Raw genomic sequence first — 23455 nt, 5'->3', positions numbered from 1 at the left:
AAAAGGCTACGCAGTGATTCGACCATCTCATTATGTTCTTTCTGAAATTCCATCAACATCATCCTTACTTCATTTTCTCCTGCCTTATGCCTTGCCTGGATATCCTGCAGCATCTTTTTAAAATCACTTATCCTTACGTTTTCACCCTCTGCCAAGTTCTTCTTAATAGTTTCAGCTATCTCTTTCTGTTCTTCCAGGAAAGTCTTTAATAAATATCTCACCTCCTTTTCTCTCTCATCTTGACGAGATAATATATCTTTCATCAAATTATCAAAATCTTTTTTTCTTAAGGATTCTTCTCTGGCGAGGGTTTCTTTGAGTTGACTACCCATCTCATTTCTTTTGGTTTTGAATTCTTCAAGAATTTGGTGGGTATTATCAATAATTATGCCTACTTCTGAGATTCTGGACTCATAAGAAGAGACAACCTCCTTTGCCAATCTTTTCATATCATCAGCAATTCCCATTAAATTTACTCCTTTGTACCCACGGAGGTATGGAGAATAACCCTTTTTATATTTCTCCACAGAGGCACGGAAATTTATTTCTTCCGTGTTTCCGTGGTTCAAGAAGGAATTTCTTGGCGAGCCATGCCCCGCACCTTTTAACAATTCAAATTGTCTTTTATCACCTCTTTGGCACTCTCTTGAATACCAAAAAGGTGCGGGGGGTGACCCGGCAAGAATCCTCTACCCCGCTTAGAAATTCCATTTCTAACGGGGCTTGGTTACTGGCCGATCCTCAGGCTGCTGTGGCTGTTAAGCCAATAGCCTCAGCATACTTCAGGTAGGTCTCGACTGATGCCACTACGACTCTGACCTCAATCGCGAGTAATTCAATACCCACTAAAGAGACCCTTATCCAGGCATCAATCACAATGCCCTTGTCCAGGATTCGGTCAATAACCTCCACCAAACTGGAAGAAGCAATTGCTTTTTCTACTGCCATATTCGTTCACCTCCTTTCTTCTTTGGATTTTAAGGAGGCATGTCTGGTAAGACATGCCTCCTCTCAGTTACTTTATCTAGCACTTTTTATGCCAAAAAGGCATCTGCGGTCATCCCATTGGTTTCATTGCTAAATTTGAACATGGGGGCAGGAGAAAATGAGAAGGTGGGAGTAAAATGGCATGGTATGGCTGCCACTAACTATGGCACGTATGCCATAGTCAGTGGTCAGTGGTCAGTGGTTAGTGGTTAGTGGCCACTGTTCACTAACCACTGTTTAATTGATGCATCTTGATTTTTCTAAGTAAGGTCTTGTAGTCAATACCCAGTTTACGGGAAGCCTTGCTCTTATTTCCCTTTGTTTCTGTTAGCGCTTCCTTTATGATCCTCTTCTCCAGGGCATCGGTGAAGGACTTGACCTGCTCTTTTAAAGACTTTTTACCGTTATAAAAAAGGTTAAGGGAGAGGGCAGGGTCTATTTCTGTGGGGCCAGGCATCAATTCGGTGGTCAGCATCAGGTGCTCGGTGTTTATGGGTCCATTCTCCTCGCAGAGGAGTACAGCCTGGCGGATAACGTTCCTCAATTCGCGAACGTTGCCAGGCCAGGGGTAGGAGAAGAGAGCACTTAGGGCATTCTTGGAGATCCCGGCACATTTTTTCTTGAGTTCTCCCTCCGCTTCATTCACGAACTTTTTGGCTAAGTAGAAAATGTCTGTCCTCCTTCTGAGCGGGGGGACTGTTATGGAAAATTCTTTCAGCCTGAAATAGAGATCAGAGCGGAATCTACCGGCCTCTACATCATTTTCCAGAGGCTGGTTCGTGGCTGCAATAATTCGGACCTGAATGGGTTGAGTCTTCTTCGCTCCCAACCTCTGGATACACCGCTCCTGCATGGCTCGAAGAAGCTTCTGTTGCGCCAGATAGGGAAGATTGCCCACTTCATCTAAAAACAGAGTGCCACCGTTTGCCAGTTCGAATTGGCCCGGTTTGTCCGTGTGGGCGCCGGTAAAGGCTCCCCTCATGTAGCCGAACAGTTCGCTTTCAATCAGGGTTTCAGGAATGGCGCCGCAGTCCACGGCGACAAACGGTCCTTCCTTAGCTAGACTCAAGTCGTGAATGGCACGGGCCACAAGTTCCTTACCCGTACCGCTCTCTCCTTGTATTAAAACAGTGAATGGAGTGGGCGCAGCCTTCTCCAAGAGTTGGACAAGCTTCTTGATCTGGTCGCTCTTTCCCATCAGCTCATAAAGGGATGCCCGTTCAGTCAATGCCTTTCTTAAATGCTCAACCTCCTGTATGAGATCTTGCTTCTCCAGCGCCCGTTTGATGGTAAAGATGAGGTCGTTGTTATCTACCGGCTTTGTAACGTAATCGTATACGCCCATCTTCATGGCCTCCACTGCGGAGGCCACCTCTGCATAGGCCGTGATTATGAGAATGGGTACTGCGGGAATCCGCTGCTTCATATCCCTCGCAACGTGCAGGCCGTCTCGTCCAGGCATTCGGTAGTCCAAAAGGACCAGGTCAGGGATATCTTTCTCTAACAAACTCATCGCTTCCTTGCCATCTTGCGCCTGAATGACCCTGTATCCCGCTGCCTGAAGGACATTGCCCATTGCCCAACGAAAATCCTGATCGTCATCCACTACCAGGATCTTCCTTGAGGTTTGTTGCTCAGCGGACATTTTCTCACCTCTTTTCATCTTTGGTTATAGGCAACCTCACAGAAATTGCCCGTTGCTACCGACCACTGATCACTGCCCACTGTATCGGCGTGATCTTATCCCCGATGTTTAACTCGGTTCCCATGTGCCTCTTAATGGATGGTCATTCCTCTCTTGAAACTGTGCTATAGTTTCCAATATCCTTTCCTCAGTAAACGGCTTGTCAATGAAACTGTGAACCCCCCTGTCCTCCGCTTCTGCCCTTTTTTCTTCACTGCCGTAAGCGGAAATTATGACTACTACTGTCTGCGGAGCTGCCACTTTGATTTCGGGAAGCATATCCATTCCATCCCCGTCAGGTAACTTTAGGTCTATAAATACCAAATCGGGCGACTTATTCTTTAGACAGGCCATACCTTCAATTATGCCATCGGCAGTTGATACATTATACCCTTTGCTTTGCAAGGTATTGGTTAGGAGCCAGCACAAATCCTCTTCGTCATCCACGATCAAGACATTCTTTATCTGCCTTTTTGGGGGCGGGGCCGGCCTTAGCACCTCCATTTCCCTTCTTAAGCGTGCCCGTTGCCTCTGTTCAAAAAAGGGTATCAGCTCTTCAAGTTCTTCGGGTTTGCGCCAGCCCGAAAGACCGCTTCTCCATACAATCGCTTCGTCTCGTTTGATAATACCCTTTAGAATCCAGCTTTTCAGCCTGGAGTGATAGATTAACCTGTATGTATCCGCCCCTCTTCTCACATCGTATTTCAGCTCTTCCATGACCTCTCCTTTAACTACTCAGGTGTTTAGGCTGAAGGCCATAAAACATCTTGCAAGGTACGAAAAACCATTCAAAGCCTTTATTGTGTGATCACGATGATTTATCCCTAAAAGCCTTCCGCCTTCAGTCTATCTTCATCGGGGTCTATTCTGTGGGCAAAGAGATTGTAAAGACAGTACCCCTTCTCCAAGTGCTTTCCACACCTATTTTCCCGCCGTGACTTACAACAATCCCGTAGATTATTGATAGACCCAGACCTACTCCCGTTGGCTTAGTGCTAAAAAAAGGATCAAATATCCTGATAATATCTTCTTCGGGGATGCCCCCCCCTGTATCTTGAATCTTTACAATAAAAAGGCCATTTTCAATACTTGTACTGATTGTCATTGTGCCGCCTTCAGGCATGGCCTCAACAGAATTGATTATCACGTTCAAGAATACCCGGCTGATCTGTTCCCTATCGACACTTATTATTGATGGCTTTGAGTCAAATTTCTTAATCACCTCTATCCGTTGTGTGGAAAGACTGCTCATTATCGAATCCAAAACGTTTTCTATAACCTCCTGCATATCATGGGGACGGATGTTAAGCTCCGGTGGCCGGGCACAGTTGATGAGTTCGGTGATCAAAAAGTTAATCCTCTCCGTGTTTCTAATAATGACTTCAATATGTTTGGACCAGGGGCTATCTTCGCTAAAGGCCTCCTTAAGCTGCTGGACCGCCATGGACACGTTGCCAAGCGGATTTCTTATCTCATGGGCTATACCGGCGGCTATTCTACCGGTAAAGGCAAGCCTTTCGGATAGAATCGATTTTTTGTTTTGCTTACCAATTTCTTTAGAAGAATCTTTATCTCTTGATCTGGACATGATATTCCTCCCTTCCCTGACCTCTTTGGCGGGCAGGTCTCAGTTTCATCTTCTATCACTTTTAAATGGATGGATGGTATAATGGACGGATGGTATATATACCATATAAGTTAAGAGAAAGCAAAATGTATGCCAAATTCATTATCTGTTCCCCTTTAAGTCTATTTTCTGATAAGAAAGATAAGAAAAAACCACCCCGTTTTTAGGAGAGAAAATCGATATACTGCTTTTTCTTTTTGCCTCCTTACCATATTTAAAACGTTGGTAACGTTCAAAAGTTGAGGCAGACTTTTTTGGAGGACATTTTTTATAACAACAAAAACCTTTTTCTTTCTGTTGAGACTTCGTTTAATGGAGTTACCCACAACCGCGTCCGTCCTTGCTATTCCTAAGCTGCGGCCGCGGATGTGGATAACTCCATAGAAGATTTGCAGACATCATTATCTAACCTTAAATATGCTGCAAGAAAATTATGCCTCAACTTTTGAACGTTACTGAATTATTATGCCGAGAAGGATTGTCCGGCGAAATTACGGCGAATTCGCTACCTCGATACGGAAAGCAACAAACAGTTGGTTTTTCTCACCAATAATTTTACGCTACCTTCACTTTACATGTTACAAAGCATTATCTTGAGGCAAAAGCTTAAGTACCGCCTCTTCTTTCCATTTTTTTAGGGCCTCCAGGGAACGTCGGGCATAGTACATCCCCCTTTCCCTCTTTCCTTTCGACGTCCCTGGGGGAAGTGGCGGAAAGAGGCCTAAATTGACATTCATCGGCTGAAATGTCTTGTGGGGAATACTGGTAATATAATGCAGGAGGGCGCCAAAAGCCGTTGCTTCAGGCGGCGGCGGCGGCAATTCTCTTCCTGACAGATAGCAGGATGCATTCAAACCGGCGATAAGCCCCATGGCTGACGATTCGACATAACCTTCCACACCGGTAATCTGTCCGGCAAAGAATATGTTGTCGTTCTCCTGCAGTTGCAGGGTTTTTCTGAGGAGGACGGGAGAGTTGATAAAGGTATTCCGGTGGATACTTCCATATCTGGCAAATTCTGCTCTTTCCAGTCCCGGTATCATTCTGAATATCCTTCGCTGCTCAGGCCGGGTCAGCTTCGTCTGAAATCCCACCATATTGAGGAGTGTGGATGCCCTGTCTTCCTGCCGGTACGGCTGTTGCGTCAGCCGCCTCCACAATCAGTGAGGCCATGGTGCGCATCTCTTCCTTCAGGAGCCCCACAGCATTTTCCAGGCTATTGGAACGAAATGAATTGCTGCAGACAAGCTCAGCGAGATGCGGCGATTTATGGGCCGGGGAAAATTTCTCTGGCTTCATTTCGTAGAGGACGACTTCGGTTTTCCCCCGCTTTAACAATTGCCAGGCCGCCTCACAACCGGCAAGGCCTCCCCCAATCACGATAATCGGTTTCTTACGGTTCATCTTAAAAACATTAGAGAAGGCACAAAGTGGCAAAGGCACAGAGTTAGAAACAAAAGACCTCAAAACATAAAAATCTATTTTCGTACCGAAACTCTGTGCCTCTGTGCCTCTGTGCCTCTGTGCCTATGTCTCCTTATTTTTATAACCGCAATCTTTATGAAGACAGGCAAGGTAAGTTCCCTCGGGAGGTGCCGGCTTTTCCACGAGGAATGGCGCCCCGCATTGGGGACATGCCGTAGGTCGAGGCCTGTCCCAGAGGGCATAGGTGCAGTCGGGGTACCTGGAGCAACCGAAGAATGTTTTTCCTTTTTTTGTTCGTCTCTCACATAGGTATCCGCTGCACTCTTTCTCGGGACATCTTACACCGCAACTGAGGGGCATCGTATTTTTACATTCGGGATAGCCGGAGCACCCCAGGAATTTGCCAAATCTCCCCTCTTTGACAACCATGTTCCGGCCGCATTCACAGATGGTATCCGTTATCTCCTCCTCCTTCTGACTCATCTGCCCCTTTTCACCCTGAGCGATATTCATGGTATTCTTACAGGCAGGGTAATTGGAACAGGCTATAAATTTGCCATTTTTCCCCCATTTAATAACCATCACGTTACCACATTTATCACAAACAATGTCCGTCGGTGTTTCCTCTCCTTTAATATTTCGCATCTCCGCCCGGGCTTTCTTCAGCTCTTCCGCAAAAGGAATGTAAAAATCGTTTAATGTGTCGAGCCTGTTATTTTTCCCTTCCTCGATCAGGTCCAGTTTGTCTTCCAGTGCAGCGGTAAAGGCTACATCCAGGATCCGGGGAAAATTTCTCACCAGGAGCTCCGTTATCAGGATGCCGAGATCGGTGGGGTAAAAATTCACTTTTTCCTTATGGACATAGTTTCTCTCCTGGATGGTGCTCAATATGGTCGCATAAGTGCTCGGTCTGCCGATGCCTTTTTCTTCAAGCTCCCTGACCAGGGTCGCTTCGGAAAACCTTGGTGGCGGCTGGGTAAATTTCTGCTCGGTCGAAAGGGAAATGAGGGCAAGCGCCTCACCTTCCGCAACTTCGGGGAGGACCATGCCAAAATCGTCCTCATCTTCGCTTGCATCTTTTCCTTCCGTGTAGACAATGGTATAGCCGGAAAATCTCATCACCGAACCCTGTGCCCGGAAGAGATAGCCCCCTCCCCCTGCCGTTATGTCAATGATCGTCTGATCGAAGATGGCAGGATTCATCTGGCTTGCCACAAAACGGTTCCAGATAAGCTGGTAGAGGCGGAACTGGTCATTGCTGAGATATTGTTTAATATCTTTAGGCTTGTAATCTACGGAGGCGGGTCTTATCGCCTCGTGTGCATCCTGGACTTTAGCCGGGTTTTTGAAGACCCTGGCCTTAACAGGAAGAAATGCCGGATCATAATTGTCTCTGATATATTCTCTCGCATCTCGGAGAGCCTCTTCCGCAATACGAAAAGAATCCGTTCTCATATAAGTGATTAATCCCACGGGACCTTCTTCCCCTAATTCTATTCCTTCATACAGCCTCTGGGCGACACTCATTGTTTTTTTTGCGGGAAAATGGAGCCACCGCGCTGCTTCCTGCTGTAGTTTACTGGTGGTGAAAGGGGGAAGGGGGAACCTCTTAATTTCCTTTTTTTCTACTTTGGCAACGACAAAGGGCATCGTCTTGACGATGTTTAGTATCTCCTTTGCCTGTGATTCATCAGCGACCTTTGCCTTTTTATCCTTGATCTTGAGGAGCCGGGCCTTAAAAGTCGTAAGTCGTAAGTCGTAAGTCGTAGGTTGTAAGTCAGTTGACGTACGACTTATGACATGCGACATATGACATTCGAGATGGGCGGTGATATTCCAGTACTCTTCCGAAACAAATCTGCGTATCTCTTCCTCTCTGTCACAGACGATCCTGACCGCTACTGACTGCACCCGACCTGCACTCAATCCCCTTCTTACCTTCTCCCAGAGGAGAGGACTGATCTGGTATCCGACAAGTCTGTCAAGGATACGCCGAGTTTGCTGGGCTTCGTACTTGGCGACGTCAAGCTCTCCCGGATGGTTGATCGCGTGAAGGATGGTGCTCTTAGTCAGGTCGTTAAAAAGAACCCGGTGGATATGTTTATCTTTTGCGCCGATTTCCTCGGCGATATGCCAGGCTATTGCCTCGCCTTCCCGGTCAGGATCAGGTGCCAGGTAGATATGATCGGCTCTCCTTGCCGCTCTTTTCAGGTCGGCGATCACCTTTTTCTTCGTTTCGATGAGACGATACGTGGGTGCAAAATGGTTTTTCATGTCTATGCCCAGGCCGCTTTTGGGGAGGTCCTTGACATGCCCCATCGTCGCCCGGACTGCGAAATTCGCACCGAGATATTTCTTGATGGTCCTGACCTTGGTGGGGGATTCAACAATGATCAGCGAATCTGACATAATCATTCCTTGCGTACGAACATTTTTCCAGGCAATTGCCTGATGAGACCCTGCAATTCCATAGTCAGCAGTATATGTAAGACATCATTGGCTCTTAACCCTGTGGAGGCAATGATACTGTCAACATCAACCGGTTCCGAGGAGATCTGTTTTAATACGGCAATCTCTGCTGCACTTAGTCCGCCGACCTTCGCCACGGCAGGAGTTCCTTTTTCCTGAGCGGTATCATCCTTTCTTGCCCGCAGAACACTATCCTGCAACTCCCTGTCTAATTGGGGAAGTATCTCGTCGAGGATATCATAAACATTTTCTATCAGTTTTGCCCCCTGTTTGATCAGCTTGTGTGTCCCTCTCGATCCGGCGGTATCAATACTGCCCGGTACGGCGAATACCTCTCGACCCTGTTCCAGGGCGAACTTGGCTGTGATCAGGGATCCGCTCTTATCACCTGCCTCGACAACCACCACGCCGTAGGAAATGCCACTGATGATCCTGTTTCTGGCAGGAAAGTTTGGTCCATGAGGTGGTGTACCGAACGGGAATTCCGTAATGACGGCGCCATGTGCGGCAATTTCCAGGAAAAGTTTTTCGTTCTCCGGCGGATAAACAACATCAAGACCGGAGCCTAAAACAGCGATGGTTCTACCCTTACCGGCGAGGCCCCCCCTGTGCGCCGCCGAATCTATTCCTCTCGCCATACCACTTACCACAGTAATTCCATTCATCGCAAGCTCGCGGCAGAGCCTCTCCGTGGCAAATTTGCCATAGGTACTCGCCCTCCTGGAACCGACAACAGCAACGTTGATATCTTCTTCCCTCAGATCCCCCTTCACATAGAGGAAGGGAGGGAAGTCATAGATGTTCAGAAGGGCCTTTGGATATCGTGGATCCTGGAACGTAACGAGGGAAACATTCATTTTGCGAGCGGTTTCCATCTCCCTTTCAACTCTCCCCCAGTCGTTGAATGCTTTTATCTGGCCGGCCGTTTTCTCGCCAATGCCCGGGACCACCTTGAGGTTGGCGATGGTTCCCTGGAACACACTCTTAGGGGAACCAAGGGCATCCACCAGGGTTCTAAAACCCACATTCCCCACGCCATCAACAAACTTTAAGGCGATCCAGTATCTCAGGTCGTGATGATCCATTTTCTCGAAAGAATTCTCAGAGTGCCCCAGCCTTTCCCCCTCCAGAAAAAAATATCTTTGCTTCTCCTTCTCTCAACGGAGGGAAGCAAATTTCCATCTCCCGACGGGAGGGATAAATGGGAAAGGGGGATTAAAACTGCTTAACTTGAGGCGGAAAATTGGCGGTAAGATATATCGTGTGGCGAGAGGGTGTCAAGTCTTTTCCGTGAGATCGCTGACACCACAATCTAACGGCCGACGGTTCAGCGGCCCGCCGTAGGTGGGTCCGCTGAACCGCTCGTTGGGCCGTTTATTTCTTCTTCGGGTCCATTTTCGTCATGTTGGCGTCGTGGAAAGCTGTTTAGCAGCTCTACGCCCGTCCCGGTAATCGCGCACGTTTAGCACGATGCTGGAGAAGGCCACGAACGCAAAGATACCCCCTGTGAGCACATCCACAACCCAAGGGATAAGGTCAACTCCGGTTAGTTCCCGGATTAGCAGGTGGGTGTAGGAATGCGAATCGGTATAGCCCAGCCTGGCCCGCACTTGCCAGTGCCAATCCGTACAGAGGCAATAGCCCCACCCGTACCAAACCCCTAACCCAAACCAGGACAACGCGGTTAGGGCCACCGTGACCAGATGCCACCGGCGCATCCGTTTCCAGATCCAGCCTACACAGTTGAAGCTGACCCACAAGGCATGGAAGGCAAAGAAAAAGGCGTTTAGGAACTCGAACATCACCCGATATTACGGCCTATCTTCTTGGTTCTGTCCGGCCTTCGGATAGCCCGCAGTGGAATATACTGCCGAAACTTCTTTTGTAAACATTATCTAATCTTCATATGGCCCGAGGAACCGCTCGCCGTTGAAATGAATCAGGTGCGTCGGGGATCTTCTTTACCAATTCAGATGGTTCTCAAAACCGACAAGCGGCGCTTCAATTTTGTTGGGATCGTATATCGCTGCCACCACGCGCCGCGGCAACCACTCATTGACAAGCAAATTTGCCTTGATATAATGATATTGGATACATTTTCGGGCAGATTTGCTTTACCCGATAACCATTTTATCGGATTATTATATCAGGAGGGAGATCATATATCAACACCAAAAAGAGACAGGAAGCTGCTTCATGAAGTACGGGATGTGATGCGGCTGCATCACTACTCGATCCATACGGAACGAACATACTGTGACTGGATTAAACGGTATATACAGTACCACAGGATGACTTGTCGGGAAGAGTTAAGAAATAGCGAAGCTAAGATCGAAGCGTTCCTGACACATTTAGCAGTGGACAAGACCGTATCCCCACCAAGTTGGTTCAAGTCTCAGACGTGAACTAACTTGGGCTTGATCCGAGCGTTGCGTGATGATTGATATACTTCAGCCTTCAGTCTCCAGCCTAAATACCTGAGTAGTTACAAAAAATCGCCATGAACGATTTAATTGATGAGTATTTGAACTTTCTTACTGTGGAAAAGGGGGCCTCTTATAACACCATCGAGGCTTACAGTCGGGACTTGCACAGGTATGCCTGCTTTGTCAAGAAATATGGTATGCAAACTGTTACGGATATTACCCCTGATGATGTGATTTCTTACCTTACCGAGCTGAAAAAAGACGGTCTGACGGAGAATTCTATCAACAGGGGACTGGCAGCTATTAGAGGGTTCTATAAATTTCTCCTCCGGGAGAAGAAAATTGACCAAAATCCTGTGGCAAATATTGAATTGGCAAAGGTATGGATGCGTCTTCCCGACACTCTAAGTCAGGAGGAAATGAACCTGCTTCTTGCGCAGCCAGGTGTAAAAACTCCCTCCGCTATAAGGGACACGGCCATGCTGGAGCTGATGTATGCAACGGGGATCCGTGTCTCGGAATTGATCTCACTTACCATCAACAGTATCAACTGGCAGGTGGGGTATCTTGTCACAATAGGAAAGGGTAATAAAGAGAGGATTGTACCTATCGGTAAATCGGCGTACGATTATTTAAGGCAATATGTGGAACAAGCAAGACCCCGTCTCTTAAAGGGACAATCGTCCGAGATCCTCTTTCTGAACAGATCCGGTAAAGGCTTGACCCGACAGGGGTTCTGGAAGATCATAAAAAAATACGTGGCAAAATTGGGATGGGGGGAAAAAATCCATCCCCACACCTTCAGGCATTCTTTTGCCTCTCATCTTCTGGAGGGGGGAGCCGATCTTCGTTCCGTTCAGCTTATGCTGGGACATGCAGATATAGCAACAACCCAGATTTACACCCATATTACCCGAGAAAGGTTAAAGGAGATCCATAAGAGATATCATCCGAGGGGTTGATAAGGAGTGGAGTGGGGGGATTATGAACCTCAGAGATGGGAAAGGTAAGAAAAGGGCTGTAAAACCTCTGCCCAAGATGGTCGTGGTGACAGGGATCATTGCCCTGATTGTGGCGGTCATCTTTGCCGGTGGAGTCATGGCCAACTATTTCTGGCCGGAAGAGGTTCGGGATTTATCCTCCATTGCCTCGAGATTGAAAAGCGCTTTTTCCTTTGTCTTTCTCGGGCATCCGCCACAGTTTTATTACCTGGAGATAGAAAAGAACGGGAGGGACTACAGGCTGACAAAAAGCGATGTTTTTGTTGTGTCCTACCGTGACGAATTTGTCATCAAGGAGATTTCCACCGATGCCCTTTTTAGCAGGAAGGTTTCGGCCGATGTTGAAGGTATCGGAAAGCAAGAAGATTTCAGGGTGCTGCTGAAGGGTATTGATCTGGTTGATAAAATTATTATGAGAGGGGAAGGCGCCCAGGATGGCACCGCTTGCACGGATTACAGGATCAACGTGAGATATGGCGATAAGATAATCGCCGCTATCCCCCTCCGGGTAAATGTAACACCCCAGGACTGGCTGAGATATGCGAGAAGCACGGAAAATCAGCAGGCACAGATCGAGTATCTCAAACGGGCCATCGCCATGAATAGAGAGGATATAGACGTCCGTAAGATGCTGGCTGGGCTTTATCTCCGACAGGGCAAGACAGAAGAGGCGATCACTCAATATCGGGATATCCTGGCCCTTAAGCCGGATGATCTCACCGCATTGACGGAACTTTCAAAGTGTTATATGAAGAGGAAAGAATATAACATGGTTATCAAGACCTGCATCAGCGTGGTCAGGATCAATCATGAAGATGCCTCTGCCTTTGCCAGTATGGCATTTGCCTATAGCCATCTGGGAGACTGGGGAAAGGCTATTGTGAATTATAAAAAATCGTTGAGGTTAAATCCAGATGACCTTACGGTGAGATATAAATTGGGAGAAGCCTATGAAAAAACCGGAAAAATCACAGAGGCTGCCAGTCAGCACAGGCTTCTCCTGACAAAGGCGCCGGATATGAGCCAGGCGATGATCGCTTTAGCGGATCTCTCGCTAAAAATGGGAAATTACGACGAGGCGATAAAGTGGTATAAGAAGATCATCAGTAGACAGCCACGCAATGCCTCAGCCTATGCCAATATTGGACTTGCCTATGGCGGCAAGGGGTTGTTAAAAGAAGAAATAGAAAGTTACCGGAGATCAATAGCGCTGAATCCAAAAGAGCCGGTCGTTCACTTCAATCTGGCAGTGGCTTATGAAAAAGGAAAGCGTGATCAGGAAGCAGCCGAAGAATACCAGAAGGTTCTCCGGATAAAGCCCGCCGATCCCGACGCTATGGAGAGACTGGCGGAGATCAATTTTAAGGGCGAACAATACGCTCAGGCGATTAGCTATTATGAGAAAATTGTCAAATTGTCAAAAAGGAAGGCAGCCATCCATGCAAATCTCGGCTTTGCTTACGGAGAGTTAAAGAGATACAGGCAATCCTGTGAAAACTATGAAAAGGCAATCCGATATGGGAATAAGGATCCCCGGTTGCATTACAATCTGGCATTTACCTATGGGAAACTGGGCAGGACGAAGGAGGCGATTTCTGAACACGAGAAGTTTGCCGCCTCTCATCCTACCATGGAGGTCTTGAATATCCTGGCCGGTTATTACATGGAGGAAAAGCTTTACGACAAAGCTATCAAGACCTATAAAAAGATGATTGGCTTGGCACCCCGGAAGGCGGCCATTTATTCAAGCCTTGGATATGTCTATGGTCTTACGGGAGACGTGGATAAAGAAATTGAATATTACAAGACGGCAATACGGTATGATCCGGAGGACGATGTAGCCTATCTGAATCTGGGTGCAGCCTATGAGAAGAAAGGGATGTATCAGGAAGCTCTTACGGCATATACAAATGCCTACGAACTGAATCCTGTCTCAGGTAAAGCTGCCAGAAAGATCCCCCAGATGAAGATAAAGATACTACAACGAAAGTATCAGGAATAGAGACCTTTGAAAATTGTCTTCGAAATGGCTCAAATTTTCAGTATCGCAAAGCTCGTAAATAGTAATCTTTGATTGACCCGCGGGCCTTAGCCTGCGCCTCAACCACAGCGATGGGCAAGATGAAGCAGATTATTTTGGATAATTTTGTGATGGGTGGGGGAACCCCCTTTGCGTTGATTGCCGGCCCCTGTGTCATCGAGGATGAGGAGAAAACAAGGGAGATCGCCTTATTCCTGAAAAACCTTACCGGGAGATTGGGGATACCTTTCATATTCAAAGCCTCGTATGACAAGGCAAACCGGACGTCAAAAGATTCTTATCGGGGTCCCGGTTTTACGAAAGGTCTTGCGATTCTAAGAAAGATTAAAAAAGAACTTGGGATTCTCGTCCTTTCCGATGTCCATCGTTCTGAAGAGGTTCCCGAGGCAGCGAAGGTCCTGGATGTGGTACAGGTGCCAGCCTTTCTCTGTCGGCAGACCGATTTTGTTATGGAGATCGCCAGGTCGGCCAGGTGTATCAATATCAAAAAGGGCCAGTTCCTTGCCCCATGGGATGTTGCCAATATCCTGGCTAAGGCATCGTCAGCGGGAAATGAAAATATCATGATCACGGAGAGGGGAACGAGTTTCGGTTATAACAATCTTGTGGCAGATTTTCGTGCCCTTCCCGTCATGAGAGAGATGGGTTACCCCGTGGTTTTTGACGCTACTCACAGTGTCCAGTTTCCCGGTGGGGCAGGGACAGCTTCCGGCGGCCAGAGGGAGATGGTACCCTATCTGTCGCGGGCGGCTGTTGCTGTAGGGATTGATGGTCTCTTTCTGGAGGTGCACCCCGATCCCGAACGTGCCCTGTGTGATGGCCCCAATTCCCTGTCCCTTGATTCGCTTTCCGATCTTCTCTGTACCTTGATGGAGATTGACCAGGTCGTAAAGAGGCCCCCGACTGTGGATTAGATCTCGGTGAGGAGTAACATAATATGGGCAAGGAGGTTATGACCGAGGAATTGTTGAAAAAGATCAGACAGATCCGTCTTTTGATCCTTGATGTTGACGGTGTCTTGACCGATGGCAGGATTATCATGGACGATACTGGACGGGAGACAAAAAATTTTGATGTGAAGGATGGGCACGGGCTTAAAATCCTGATGAGACACGGTATAGATGTTGTCTTTTTAACGGGCAGAAGATCAGAGGTTGTGGAGCATCGTGCTAAGGACCTTGGCATAGGCGAGGTGCATCAGGGTATCTGGAATAAGGTTGAGCCATTGGAAGAGATTCTCAGGAGGAGAAATCTGGCGAGAGACCATGTGGCGTATGTGGGGGACGACGTTGTTGACATCCCTCTGTTAAAAAGGGTCGGATTTTCCGTAGCCGTGGCAGACGCATCCGAGGATGTCAAGAAAGCTGTTGATTATGTTACTAAAAAGAATGGTGGCAGGGGAGCCGTCAGAGAGGTGTGTGAAATCATCCTTAAGGCGCAGGAAAAGTGGGATGAGGTGGCTACAAGATACGAGTTCATTTAGTTTCATTCAGTTTTGCCTTTACTTGTCTTGAAGCGGGTGGTATAAAAAACAGCAATCTCTTCACAGGTAAAACAACGAGAGGGGCTATATGAAATTAAAAAAAAAGACGGTTATTATTGCCGGCATAGTGATACTGGTGATTTCATCGGTGGTTGCTGGTCTGGTCACGGATGGGAGGAAGACACCCCACAAAACCCTGCTGAAGATTTTACCGGCCAATGTTGATCTTCAGGTAAAAAATGTCCATTATACGGAAATCGGGGATTCTGATGCAAAATGGGAGATCAAAGCGGATACGGCAAGATATCTCAAAAAGGAGAATCTTGTGTTATTTGATAATGTTACGGTAACACTGGACACGAGGGATGGCAAAACCTTTGTCATGACCGGGGATAGAGGTCAGTTGAATACGAATACAAAGGACATAGGAATTGCCGGTAATATTAAAATCATTTCTCATAGTGGTAACCGCTTTACGACAGATCGCCTGACCTATTCTCATGGGGATAAAAGATTCCATACCAACTCGGCCGTTGTTATGGAGACCCCACGCATGCAGGTCAAGGGGGTGGGCATGTCCATTTCCCTGAAGAACGAAGAGTTGACACTGTTTTCGAGAGTGAGCGCCCGGATAAGATAACGTGAAAACCAACCTTCGGCATTTGCGATGAAACACAGGGTATTATTACTTATCTTTTTGATTATACTTATCACTTCTCCTTTCTCACACCTTTATGCAGAGAAGGCCGGGGGAGAAAACAAACCAAAGACAGAAGAAAATCAACCGATACAGATTATATCTGACCGTCTGGAGGCATACAATGAAAAAAGAATGGTCGTATTTTCGGGTAATGCCGTGGCTACCCGTGGTGATATGATCATAAAATCAGATCGCCTTCTTCTGTACTATAGGAAAGGTCTTGCAGATTCTGAAAAGGTAGGGGCCAGGGAAATCGGTAAGGGGAGAGATTTAGAAAAGATTGAGGCAAAGGGAAATGTAACAATTGTACAGGGTGAAAGGATCGCAAAGGGAGATGATGCCGTCTTTTACCAGGACACACAGAAAATCGTGATGACGGGTAGTACCGTCTTGCAAGAAGGGAGAAATATCATGCGTGGGGGGAAAATAGTGATTTTTCTGGATGAAAACAGGGGAACCATTGAAAGCACTGAAAACAAGAGGGTAACGGCCACAATTTATCCTGTGGAGAAGAAAGAGAAAAAAGAGTGATGGGAAAACTATCAGCCTCGGGATTGACAAAAATATACGGAGGGAGAAGGGTCGTTAACAACATTGATCTGGAGATTAATCAGGGTGAAGTCGTTGGCCTTTTAGGCCCCAATGGCGCGGGTAAAACCACCACATTTTACATGATCGTCGGTTTGATAAAGCCAGATGGAGGCCGTATTCTTTTAAACGGCGAAGATATAACGGGAACTCCCATGTATATACGGGCAAGAAAAGGATTAAATTACCTACCGCAGGAACCGTCAATATTCAGAAAGCTAACCGTTGAAGAAAATATCATGGCGATTCTCGAAATCCTTGATCTGGACAGAGAAGAGAGAAAAAAACGGCTGAAAGAACTATTAGGGGAACTTGATCTTTCCCATCTCGCAAAGAACAATGCCTACTCTCTGTCGGGTGGGGAAAGAAGAAGGGTTGAGATTACAAGGGCGCTTGTTACATCCCCCGCCTATATCCTCCTCGATGAGCCTTTTGCGGGGATTGATCCCCTCGCCGTGGTGGATATCCAGAAGATTATATTTAAACTCAAATCTAAGGGGATCGGTGTCATTTTATCGGATCATAATGTCAGGGAAACGCTCTCCGTTTGCGACAGAGCCTATATTATCAATGAGGGGACTATCCTGGTGGAAGGGGACCCCGAATACATAGCCAATTGCGAAATCGCAAGAAAAATCTACTTCGGAGAGGATTTCAGTCTCCCCGTAAAGGACGAAAGGAAAAGCCAAAAGGCACAAAGGCACAAAGGGGCCAAATTAACCTCTGACCCCTGACCTCTGACCCCTGATCCTAAATAAATATGGCATTTGAACTCAAACAAAACCTTAAACTGACACAGCAGTTGGTCATGACGCCTCAACTCCAGCAGGCGATCAAACTCCTCCAGCTTTCAAGACTGGAACTGGTTGAGACAATCAATCAGGAAATGGTGGAGAATCCCCTGCTTGAGGAGGTGACAACTGACGACTACCAGGAAAGCGACACAAATCAAGAAATTGGTGATATTGCTACACTTGATCGAGAAGATATCAAAGCGGTTGATCGCACGGAAGAACTGACGGGGGAAGGCAACGGCAAGGAGGATTTTGACTGGGACAGCTACCTTGAAGATTATGTAGCCACAGGGGTAAGTTATGACAGGAAAGATAGTGATGCTTTATCCTGGAATAATTTGCCGACCCAAAAGACATCTCTGATGGATCATCTCATGTGGCAACTCAAGCTTTCCCGCTTTACAGAGCTCGAAATGAGAATCGGCGAACAGATAATCGGAAACCTTGACCAGAGCGGATATTTAATGGCATCTCTAAAAGAAATTGCCGCTCAGGAAAAAGTTGACGAAACTGTTGTGGAAGATGTCCTGAAAAAAGTTCAGGAATTTGACCCTCCTGGTGTTGCGGCAAGGGATCTCAAAGAATGCCTTTTACTTCAAGCCAAAATTTTAGGCGTGTCAAACCATATCATTGAGGTGATTATCAAAGAACATCTAAAATATCTTGAGACAAAAAATTATGCCCAGATTGCGAGAAAATTGAAAGTTCCCCTATCAGAGGTGTTGCAGGCTGTCCTTTTGATCAGCAACATGAATCCCAAACCGGGCAGTGTTTACAACGAAGAAAGGATTCAGACTATCATTCCAGATGTGTACATTTTCAAGTCCGGGAATGGGTACAGAATTGTCCTCAATGATGATGGACTGCCGAGGCTGAGGATTAACAATATGTACAGAGAGATTTTATCCGGGACCAGAGGAAATCCAAAGACAGATAACGGCAAGAAGTACATTAAGGAAAAGATACAGTCGGCCATGTGGCTCATCAAGAGTATTCAGCAGAGGCAGAAGACAATTTATAGGGTAGTGGAGAGTATTGTAAAATTTCAGAAAGATTTCTTTGATAAGGGCATTAATTTTTTAAAACCCCTGGTCTTAAGAGATGTTGCCGAGGATGTGGAGATGCACGAGTCAACCATCAGCAGAGTGGTGACGAATAAGTATATGCATACACCGCGGGGCATATTTATGTTGAAATACTTTTTTGGCAGCAGTGTACAGAATACCAGCGGCGGTGCCATCGCCTCGAAGAGCGTCAAAGAGGAGATTAAGAGGATCATCAGTAAGGAGGATCCGGGTAAACCGTACACCGATCTTGAAATTGTAAAGTTTCTTGAGGCATCGGAGATATCCATTGCGAGGAGAACCGTAGCCAAGTATAGAGAAATGATGGGTATCCTGCCATCTTCAAAGCGAAAAAAGATAAAATTTAAACTACTCAGGAGTCAGGAGTCAGGAGCCAGAATAGAAGCAGTGAAAAACTACCGCTAAGATGATACGTGGATAAAACAACAAATTGATGGGCCTTTTGCCATACAATCAAGTCTTGAAAATCCTTAGCGGACTTCCTTTTCATTCTGGCTTCTGACTCCTGAGTAGTTACATTATTAAAACAGGGGGGAAAGACGATGAAGATTTCCGTAACCTTTAGAAATACAGAGGGAGAGGATTGGCAAAGGGAATATGTTAATAAAAGACTCAAAAAAGTAAGTAGATATGTTGATAATCCGGCTGAAGCCCATGTAATCCTCTCGGTGGAAAAATTCAGAAATGCAGCCGAAATCAACTTAATGGTTGATGGGTTAAATGTAAATGCGAAAGAGGAAGCAAAGGACATGTATCTTGCTATTGATAATGCTATAGAAAAGATCGAACGTCAACTCAAAAAACATAAGGAAAAGATCAGGGGTTATAAGGCAAATGCTGTGCGAGCCGAGGAGATAGGCACACTAGAGTTACCGCCTGATGAGACGGAAGATACACCGGGGGCAAAGGTGGTCAAAACGAGGAAAATGGTGTTGAAACCCATGTCCCTTGAGGATGCCATGATGGAAATCGAGACATCAAAGAACCGATTCATCGTTTACCGGGATTCTTATACGGAAAACGTCAGTGTCATATATCGTCGAGATGACGGAAATTATGGGCTTATAGAAACCAACGCCTAAAGTCGGAGATTTTCACAAAAATCGAGTGTATCCATTATAGACGAGGTAAAGAGGTGGTAGGCCCCCAGGAGGGGAACTCATACTTTCATGAACGCTACCACGATAAAAGACCTGCTTGAAGATTCCGGGGACAGACTAGGCATCAGACAGATAACCGGAATTGCTGGTTTGATGAAGGAAACAAACCGTCTCAAAGTTCAGCGTTACACTGAAGTTGAAGGTTTCCGGGAACGATTGATCCCGGAAACCATCTTTATTATCACTCCTGCATGCTCTTCCGAACTGGCCAGTATCCCTGCAAAAAGGCGTGAAGATATCCTTCAAACCATTTCTTCTTCTCATATCTCTTGCCTGGCACTTGCCAAAACCAGTTCCCCACCGGATTTTCTTGTTTGTTTCTCAGAAGTTAACAATATTCCCCTTTTTACCTCAACACACGATGAATTTCTTCTCGAGAGCCGCCTCATCGGTCTGCTGCGAGAAAAGATCGAGCATATTGTTTTAATCCATGGTGTGCTCTTGAATGTATACGGCATCGGGATAATTATCACAGGAAATAGCGGTATAGGAAAGACTACCTGTGGACTAAAGCTGGTGGAAAGGGGACATACCTGGATCGCCGATGATGCTGTGGAGATTGAGAAGAGAAATGGGGACGTCCTCTATGGGCGTGGTCATGGCCTGACCAGGCATCTCGTAGAGATTAAAGGAGTTGGAGTTGTCAGGGCGAAGGAATTTCTCGGGGCAGCAGCCGTCGGTGATGAGACGGTGATAGATATCATGGTTGAATTTGAGAAGGCAAGTAGCAACAGAAAAACGAAGGATGGTAGTGTAGCCAGGAAAAATATCATGGGTGTTCAACTACCTTACAACAAGATCCCCGTCTTCTCTCACGGGGCGTTGATGGCCAGAAACGTTGAATCTGTAGTCAGGGATTTAAGGGGGGATATGGAATGAGGAGTGTTTCATGAAGAAACTCCGTGTTGTGATCATCACCGGGCTTTCCGGTTCCGGTAAGAGTACGGCGCTCCGGGCACTGGAAGATATCGGCTTTTTTTGCGTTGATAATCTGCCTGTTGTTTTACTTCCCAGGTTCCTTGAGGTTCGGTCCCATGATCCGGATATTTCAAAAGTCGCCATGGTCATGGACTTGAGGGAAAAAAGCTTTCTGCAAAAATATGAAAAAATATTTGCCCGGCTGAAGGAAAAGGGATACAGGATTGAGATACTCTTTCTTGACGCCACTGATGAGGCCCTGCTGCATCGTTTCAGTGAGACGAGAAGGGTTCATCCCTTATCCGTAAAGGGTTCCATTATGGAGGGCATCATCATCGAAAGGAAGAAACTATCCCCTCTGAAACAAATGGCCGATAAAGTCATTGATACTACATCCTGCAATGTGCACCAATTAAAGGATGCCGTTCAGAGATATTTTATCCCTTCCTCGTGGGAAAGGAGGCTGGTTATTCACGTAACATCGTTTGGGTACCGATATGGACTACCCGCCGATGCGGATATTGTGCTGGATGTCCGCTTTCTTCCCAACCCCCATTTTGTGGAAGAGTTAAAGCATTACGATGGCCATAACCCCGATGTCTGTGACTATGTCTTAGGATTCGAGGAAAGCAAGGTATTCATTCAAAAATTATTCAAGTTAATGACGTTTCTCATACCCCTCTATGAAAAAGAGGGGAAGTCAAGGCTCAATATCGCCCTCGGATGCACCGGTGGCAGGCATCGCTCCGTCGTCATGGCGAATCAACTGGGGGCCTATTTTTCGGATAAGAATTATCTGGTCACCATCGTCCACAGGGACATCACCAAAAGTTAAAGAAATCGCAACTACTCGGGGGGAACGGGGTCAGGAATCAGAATTGCCCTGGAATAGGCCCCCAGCAGGGGGGGTAAAAGCTGTGCGGAGGGCTTTCACTTAGAAGCCCAAAGGAATATAAGCCATGATAAAGCAAGTATGATGCGATAAATGCCGAAAGGAATGAAGGTATGTGTCCTGATGAAATGGAGCAAAAATTTGATACTCAGCAGCGCGACAACAAACGAAAAAACAAAGCCTACCGCCAAAAAATGAAGCTGATCCAAGGAAAATCGGGAGGCGTTCTTTAACAGATCGTATCCCGTTGCCGCCAGCATCGTGGGAACTGCAAGGAGAAATGAAAACTCGACGATCACTTCCCGCCTCAATCCCAGGATCAGTCCGCCGATAATCGTAGCCCCTGCCCGGGAAACACCCGGGATCACAGCAATTGCCTGAAAAAGGCCGATGAGAAAAGATTGTTTGTAAGAAATACCAGTAAGCTCAGAAGCAGAGCCTTCTTTCCCGCGGTACCAGAGTTCAAAGGCAATTAGAAATACACCGCCAAGCAACATGGACCAGAGCACCACGGAATTCGATCCGAGGAGATACCCTTTAATGATTTTATATAAGGCGAAGCCCAAAATCCCTGTGGGAATGAAGGCCACGCAAATCCTCTTCATGACTTCAAAATCTACCAGTAATTTTCGCCAGTAGAGGACGAGAACGGATAAAATTGCGCCTCCCTGGATCGCTATTTCAAAACTCTTCAGGAATTCTGTAGGGGTAAGACCCAAAAGATGAGAGGTCAAAATGAGATGCCCCGTGGATGATATAGGGAGAAACTCTGAAATTCCCTCAACGATACCCAAAACAACTGCCGTTAAAAAATCCACGGCCTCATCTCTTTTCTCTTTTGTATTAAAAAAACAATGCTACGATAGATTATCCAGTTCTACGTACCTGGTCATCCTCTCCGGCAAATCTGGGATGGCAGCAGTAACTCTTGTCCAGGCAGATAACATGGGAACTCCCATAGGGTCTTCGATAAATTCCTCCGTGGCCATTTTAAGAGAGCCGACAAATGCTTCGACAGCTTCGATCTCTCCGTGTCTGTCATAGGTAAGGCCGTTCAATAAAGACAAAGCATGGTACTTCTCGATAGCGATTCTCGATTCTTCCATATATACAGTGTATAAAGTCCTGAAAAAGGATTGGCTCATAACAATGCCATCCTGACTCAATACCCGGAACAATGTCTTTGCAATATCCGTAGCCATACGGATCAAACCTTCATCGGGCTTATCTTTATCCAGGACCTGATGTTTGTGTTCATAAAACTCCGTTATCTCCACCTGGCATATGCGATTGACTGCCGCCCTCTGGTATACCTCACTCAGCAGAGAGACCTCAAGTCCCCAGGTGGGGGATATCCTTAAGCCTCTTGCCAGGCTGCTGATGAGGGCAAACTCCCCGGAGAGGGCGTATCTGAAATTACCGAGGTATTCTAAGAAAGGATTGTATTCCAGAATCCGTTTCAGGGTCCTGACCAGAGGCGTATAAAAAAGCCTCGTTACCCTTCCGTAAAGTTTTTCCGTTACCCTGGCATAGTACCCTTTGCTGAACTCGAAGTCTATAGCCGGGTGAACTACAGGATAAACCAGCCTGGCCAGCATTTCTCTCTTATAGTTAACAATATCGCAGTCATGCAATGCTATGGCATAAACCTCTTCGTCTGAAAGGATGTAACCGAGAGACATCCATACAGACCTTCCCTTTCCCGATCTGTCTATATCAAAATCGGCGTTCTTCAATTCACTGTAGAGTTCCTGAATCCTCGGACCATCGTGCCATACTATTCTTACATCCATAGGAAGAGATGACATGATCTTTTTGACCTTTTTAAACTCCTCTTCTCCTGCCCTATCGAGGGAAAGGACAATTTTGTAAAGATAGTTTACCCTCTTAAGTTCTTCTATTATTTGGGGCATCGAGTCTGTTTCAAATTCGGAGTACAGGGCAGGAAGCAAAAGGACGATCTTCCTTTTTTGGCCGATGGTTCTTAATTCATCTTCCAGATCCTCTATAGGTCTATCTTTCAATTTCTGTAGCGTGGTGATCATGCCATGCTGGTAAAAATCGGCCATTTTGCACCTCCTGCAGTTGTAAGTCATAAGTCGGGGGTCAGGAGTAGAGGTAGAGGGGTTTTAAACGTGCCCCTGCTACTGATAAAATATCATCGGTCTGTATCCC

21 protein-coding genes and 1 pseudogene are annotated in these 23455 nt (G+C 46.5%); 11 read left to right on the top strand and 11 right to left on the bottom strand.

The features are described from left to right. From QMD03_06600 to dprA, 9 genes are all read right to left on the bottom strand, one after another. A partial coding sequence (locus QMD03_06600; GenBank protein ID MDI6776896.1) for a hypothetical protein occupies positions 1-611 on the bottom strand: 611 nt, incomplete at its 3' end. A gap of 130 nt (positions 612-741) precedes the next feature. Continuing rightward, positions 742-948, bottom strand: coding sequence for a gas vesicle structural protein GvpA (gene gvpA, locus QMD03_06595; GenBank protein ID MDI6776895.1), 207 nt, complete (start codon positions 946-948; stop codon positions 742-744). A 265-nt stretch (positions 949-1213) separates the two neighbouring features. Next, a complete protein-coding gene (locus QMD03_06590) occupies positions 1214-2632 on the bottom strand; it encodes a sigma-54 dependent transcriptional regulator (GenBank protein ID MDI6776894.1) in 1419 nt (472 codons plus the stop codon). 108 nt (positions 2633-2740) lie between these two features. Further along, positions 2741-3388 (bottom strand): response regulator, encoded by a 648-nt coding sequence (locus tag QMD03_06585; GenBank protein ID MDI6776893.1) that lies wholly within the window; start codon positions 3386-3388, stop codon positions 2741-2743. Positions 3389-3533: 145 nt separating this feature from the next. Continuing rightward, positions 3534-4259 carry an ATP-binding protein gene (locus QMD03_06580; protein ID MDI6776892.1) on the bottom strand — a complete coding sequence of 242 codons (726 nt, stop codon included), beginning with the start codon at positions 4257-4259 and terminating at the stop codon, positions 3534-3536. Positions 4260-4876: 617 nt separating this feature from the next. Continuing rightward, complete coding sequence (locus QMD03_06575) at positions 4877-5395, bottom strand: FAD-dependent oxidoreductase (GenBank protein MDI6776891.1); 519 nt, start codon at positions 5393-5395, stop codon at positions 4877-4879. Further along, complete coding sequence (locus QMD03_06570) at positions 5361-5702, bottom strand: FAD-dependent oxidoreductase (protein ID MDI6776890.1); 342 nt, start codon at positions 5700-5702, stop codon at positions 5361-5363. Before QMD03_06570 ends, QMD03_06575 begins: the two co-directional genes overlap by 35 nt. 123 nt (positions 5703-5825) lie before the next feature. Then, positions 5826-8132 carry a type I DNA topoisomerase gene (gene topA / locus QMD03_06565; protein MDI6776889.1) on the bottom strand — a complete coding sequence of 769 codons (2307 nt, stop codon included), beginning with the start codon at positions 8130-8132 and terminating at the stop codon, positions 5826-5828. Positions 8133-8134: 2 nt separating this feature from the next. Continuing rightward, the gene (dprA, locus tag QMD03_06560) at positions 8135-9277 is read right to left on the bottom strand and encodes a DNA-processing protein DprA (protein MDI6776888.1); all 1143 of its coding nucleotides are present in this window, start codon (positions 9275-9277) and stop codon (positions 8135-8137) included. Positions 9278-10692: 1415 nt separating this feature from the next. Between dprA and xerD the strand changes: the two genes are divergently transcribed. The 11 genes and pseudogenes from xerD (at position 10693) to rapZ (ending at position 21223) form a co-directional block, all read left to right on the top strand. Further along, a complete protein-coding gene (xerD, locus tag QMD03_06555) occupies positions 10693-11580 on the top strand; it encodes a site-specific tyrosine recombinase XerD (GenBank protein MDI6776887.1) in 888 nt (295 codons plus the stop codon). Between the two features lie 22 nt (positions 11581-11602). Continuing rightward, on the top strand, positions 11603-13621 hold the full coding sequence (locus tag QMD03_06550) for a tetratricopeptide repeat protein (GenBank protein ID MDI6776886.1): 2019 nt from the start codon (positions 11603-11605) through the stop codon (positions 13619-13621). 119 nt (positions 13622-13740) lie between these two features. Beyond that, a complete protein-coding gene (gene kdsA, locus QMD03_06545) occupies positions 13741-14574 on the top strand; it encodes a 3-deoxy-8-phosphooctulonate synthase (GenBank protein MDI6776885.1) in 834 nt (277 codons plus the stop codon). Between the two features lie 23 nt (positions 14575-14597). After that, positions 14598-15143, top strand: a complete 546-nt coding sequence (locus QMD03_06540; protein ID MDI6776884.1) for an HAD-IIIA family hydrolase — start codon at positions 14598-14600, stop codon at positions 15141-15143. Positions 15144-15231: 88 nt separating this feature from the next. Further along, on the top strand, positions 15232-15783 hold the full coding sequence (lptC, locus tag QMD03_06535; protein MDI6776883.1) for an LPS export ABC transporter periplasmic protein LptC: 552 nt from the start codon (positions 15232-15234) through the stop codon (positions 15781-15783). 27 nt (positions 15784-15810) lie between these two features. After that, positions 15811-16374 (top strand): LptA/OstA family protein, encoded by a 564-nt coding sequence (locus tag QMD03_06530; GenBank protein ID MDI6776882.1) that lies wholly within the window; start codon positions 15811-15813, stop codon positions 16372-16374. Further along, a pseudogene (lptB, locus tag QMD03_06525) lies at positions 16374-17093 on the top strand (LPS export ABC transporter ATP-binding protein). Before QMD03_06530 ends, lptB begins: the two are co-directional and overlap by 1 nt. A gap of 98 nt (positions 17094-17191) precedes the next feature. Then, the gene (gene rpoN / locus QMD03_06520; protein MDI6776881.1) at positions 17192-18715 is read left to right on the top strand and encodes an RNA polymerase factor sigma-54; all 1524 of its coding nucleotides are present in this window, start codon (positions 17192-17194) and stop codon (positions 18713-18715) included. A gap of 137 nt (positions 18716-18852) precedes the next feature. Beyond that, complete coding sequence (raiA, locus tag QMD03_06515; protein ID MDI6776880.1) at positions 18853-19392, top strand: ribosome-associated translation inhibitor RaiA; 540 nt, start codon at positions 18853-18855, stop codon at positions 19390-19392. Positions 19393-19479: 87 nt separating this feature from the next. Then, on the top strand, positions 19480-20349 hold the full coding sequence (locus tag QMD03_06510; GenBank protein ID MDI6776879.1) for a hypothetical protein: 870 nt from the start codon (positions 19480-19482) through the stop codon (positions 20347-20349). A gap of 10 nt (positions 20350-20359) precedes the next feature. Then, positions 20360-21223 carry an RNase adapter RapZ gene (rapZ, locus tag QMD03_06505; GenBank protein MDI6776878.1) on the top strand — a complete coding sequence of 288 codons (864 nt, stop codon included), beginning with the start codon at positions 20360-20362 and terminating at the stop codon, positions 21221-21223. A 95-nt stretch (positions 21224-21318) separates the two neighbouring features. On the opposite strand, the gene QMD03_06500 is transcribed toward rapZ, so the two are convergent. Both QMD03_06500 and QMD03_06495 read right to left on the bottom strand, forming a co-directional pair. After that, positions 21319-22098 carry an undecaprenyl-diphosphate phosphatase gene (locus QMD03_06500; GenBank protein ID MDI6776877.1) on the bottom strand — a complete coding sequence of 260 codons (780 nt, stop codon included), beginning with the start codon at positions 22096-22098 and terminating at the stop codon, positions 21319-21321. A 39-nt stretch (positions 22099-22137) separates the two neighbouring features. Continuing rightward, positions 22138-23349 carry a glycosyl transferase gene (locus tag QMD03_06495; protein ID MDI6776876.1) on the bottom strand — a complete coding sequence of 404 codons (1212 nt, stop codon included), beginning with the start codon at positions 23347-23349 and terminating at the stop codon, positions 22138-22140. Positions 23350-23455 lie beyond the last annotated feature (106 nt).

The organism is Syntrophales bacterium, from assembly GCA_030018935.1.
Lineage (GTDB): Bacteria > Desulfobacterota > Syntrophia > Syntrophales > CG2-30-49-12 > CG2-30-49-12.
Note: the sequence above shows the minus strand (reverse complement) of the source record. Positions and strands in the feature narration are given on the sequence as shown.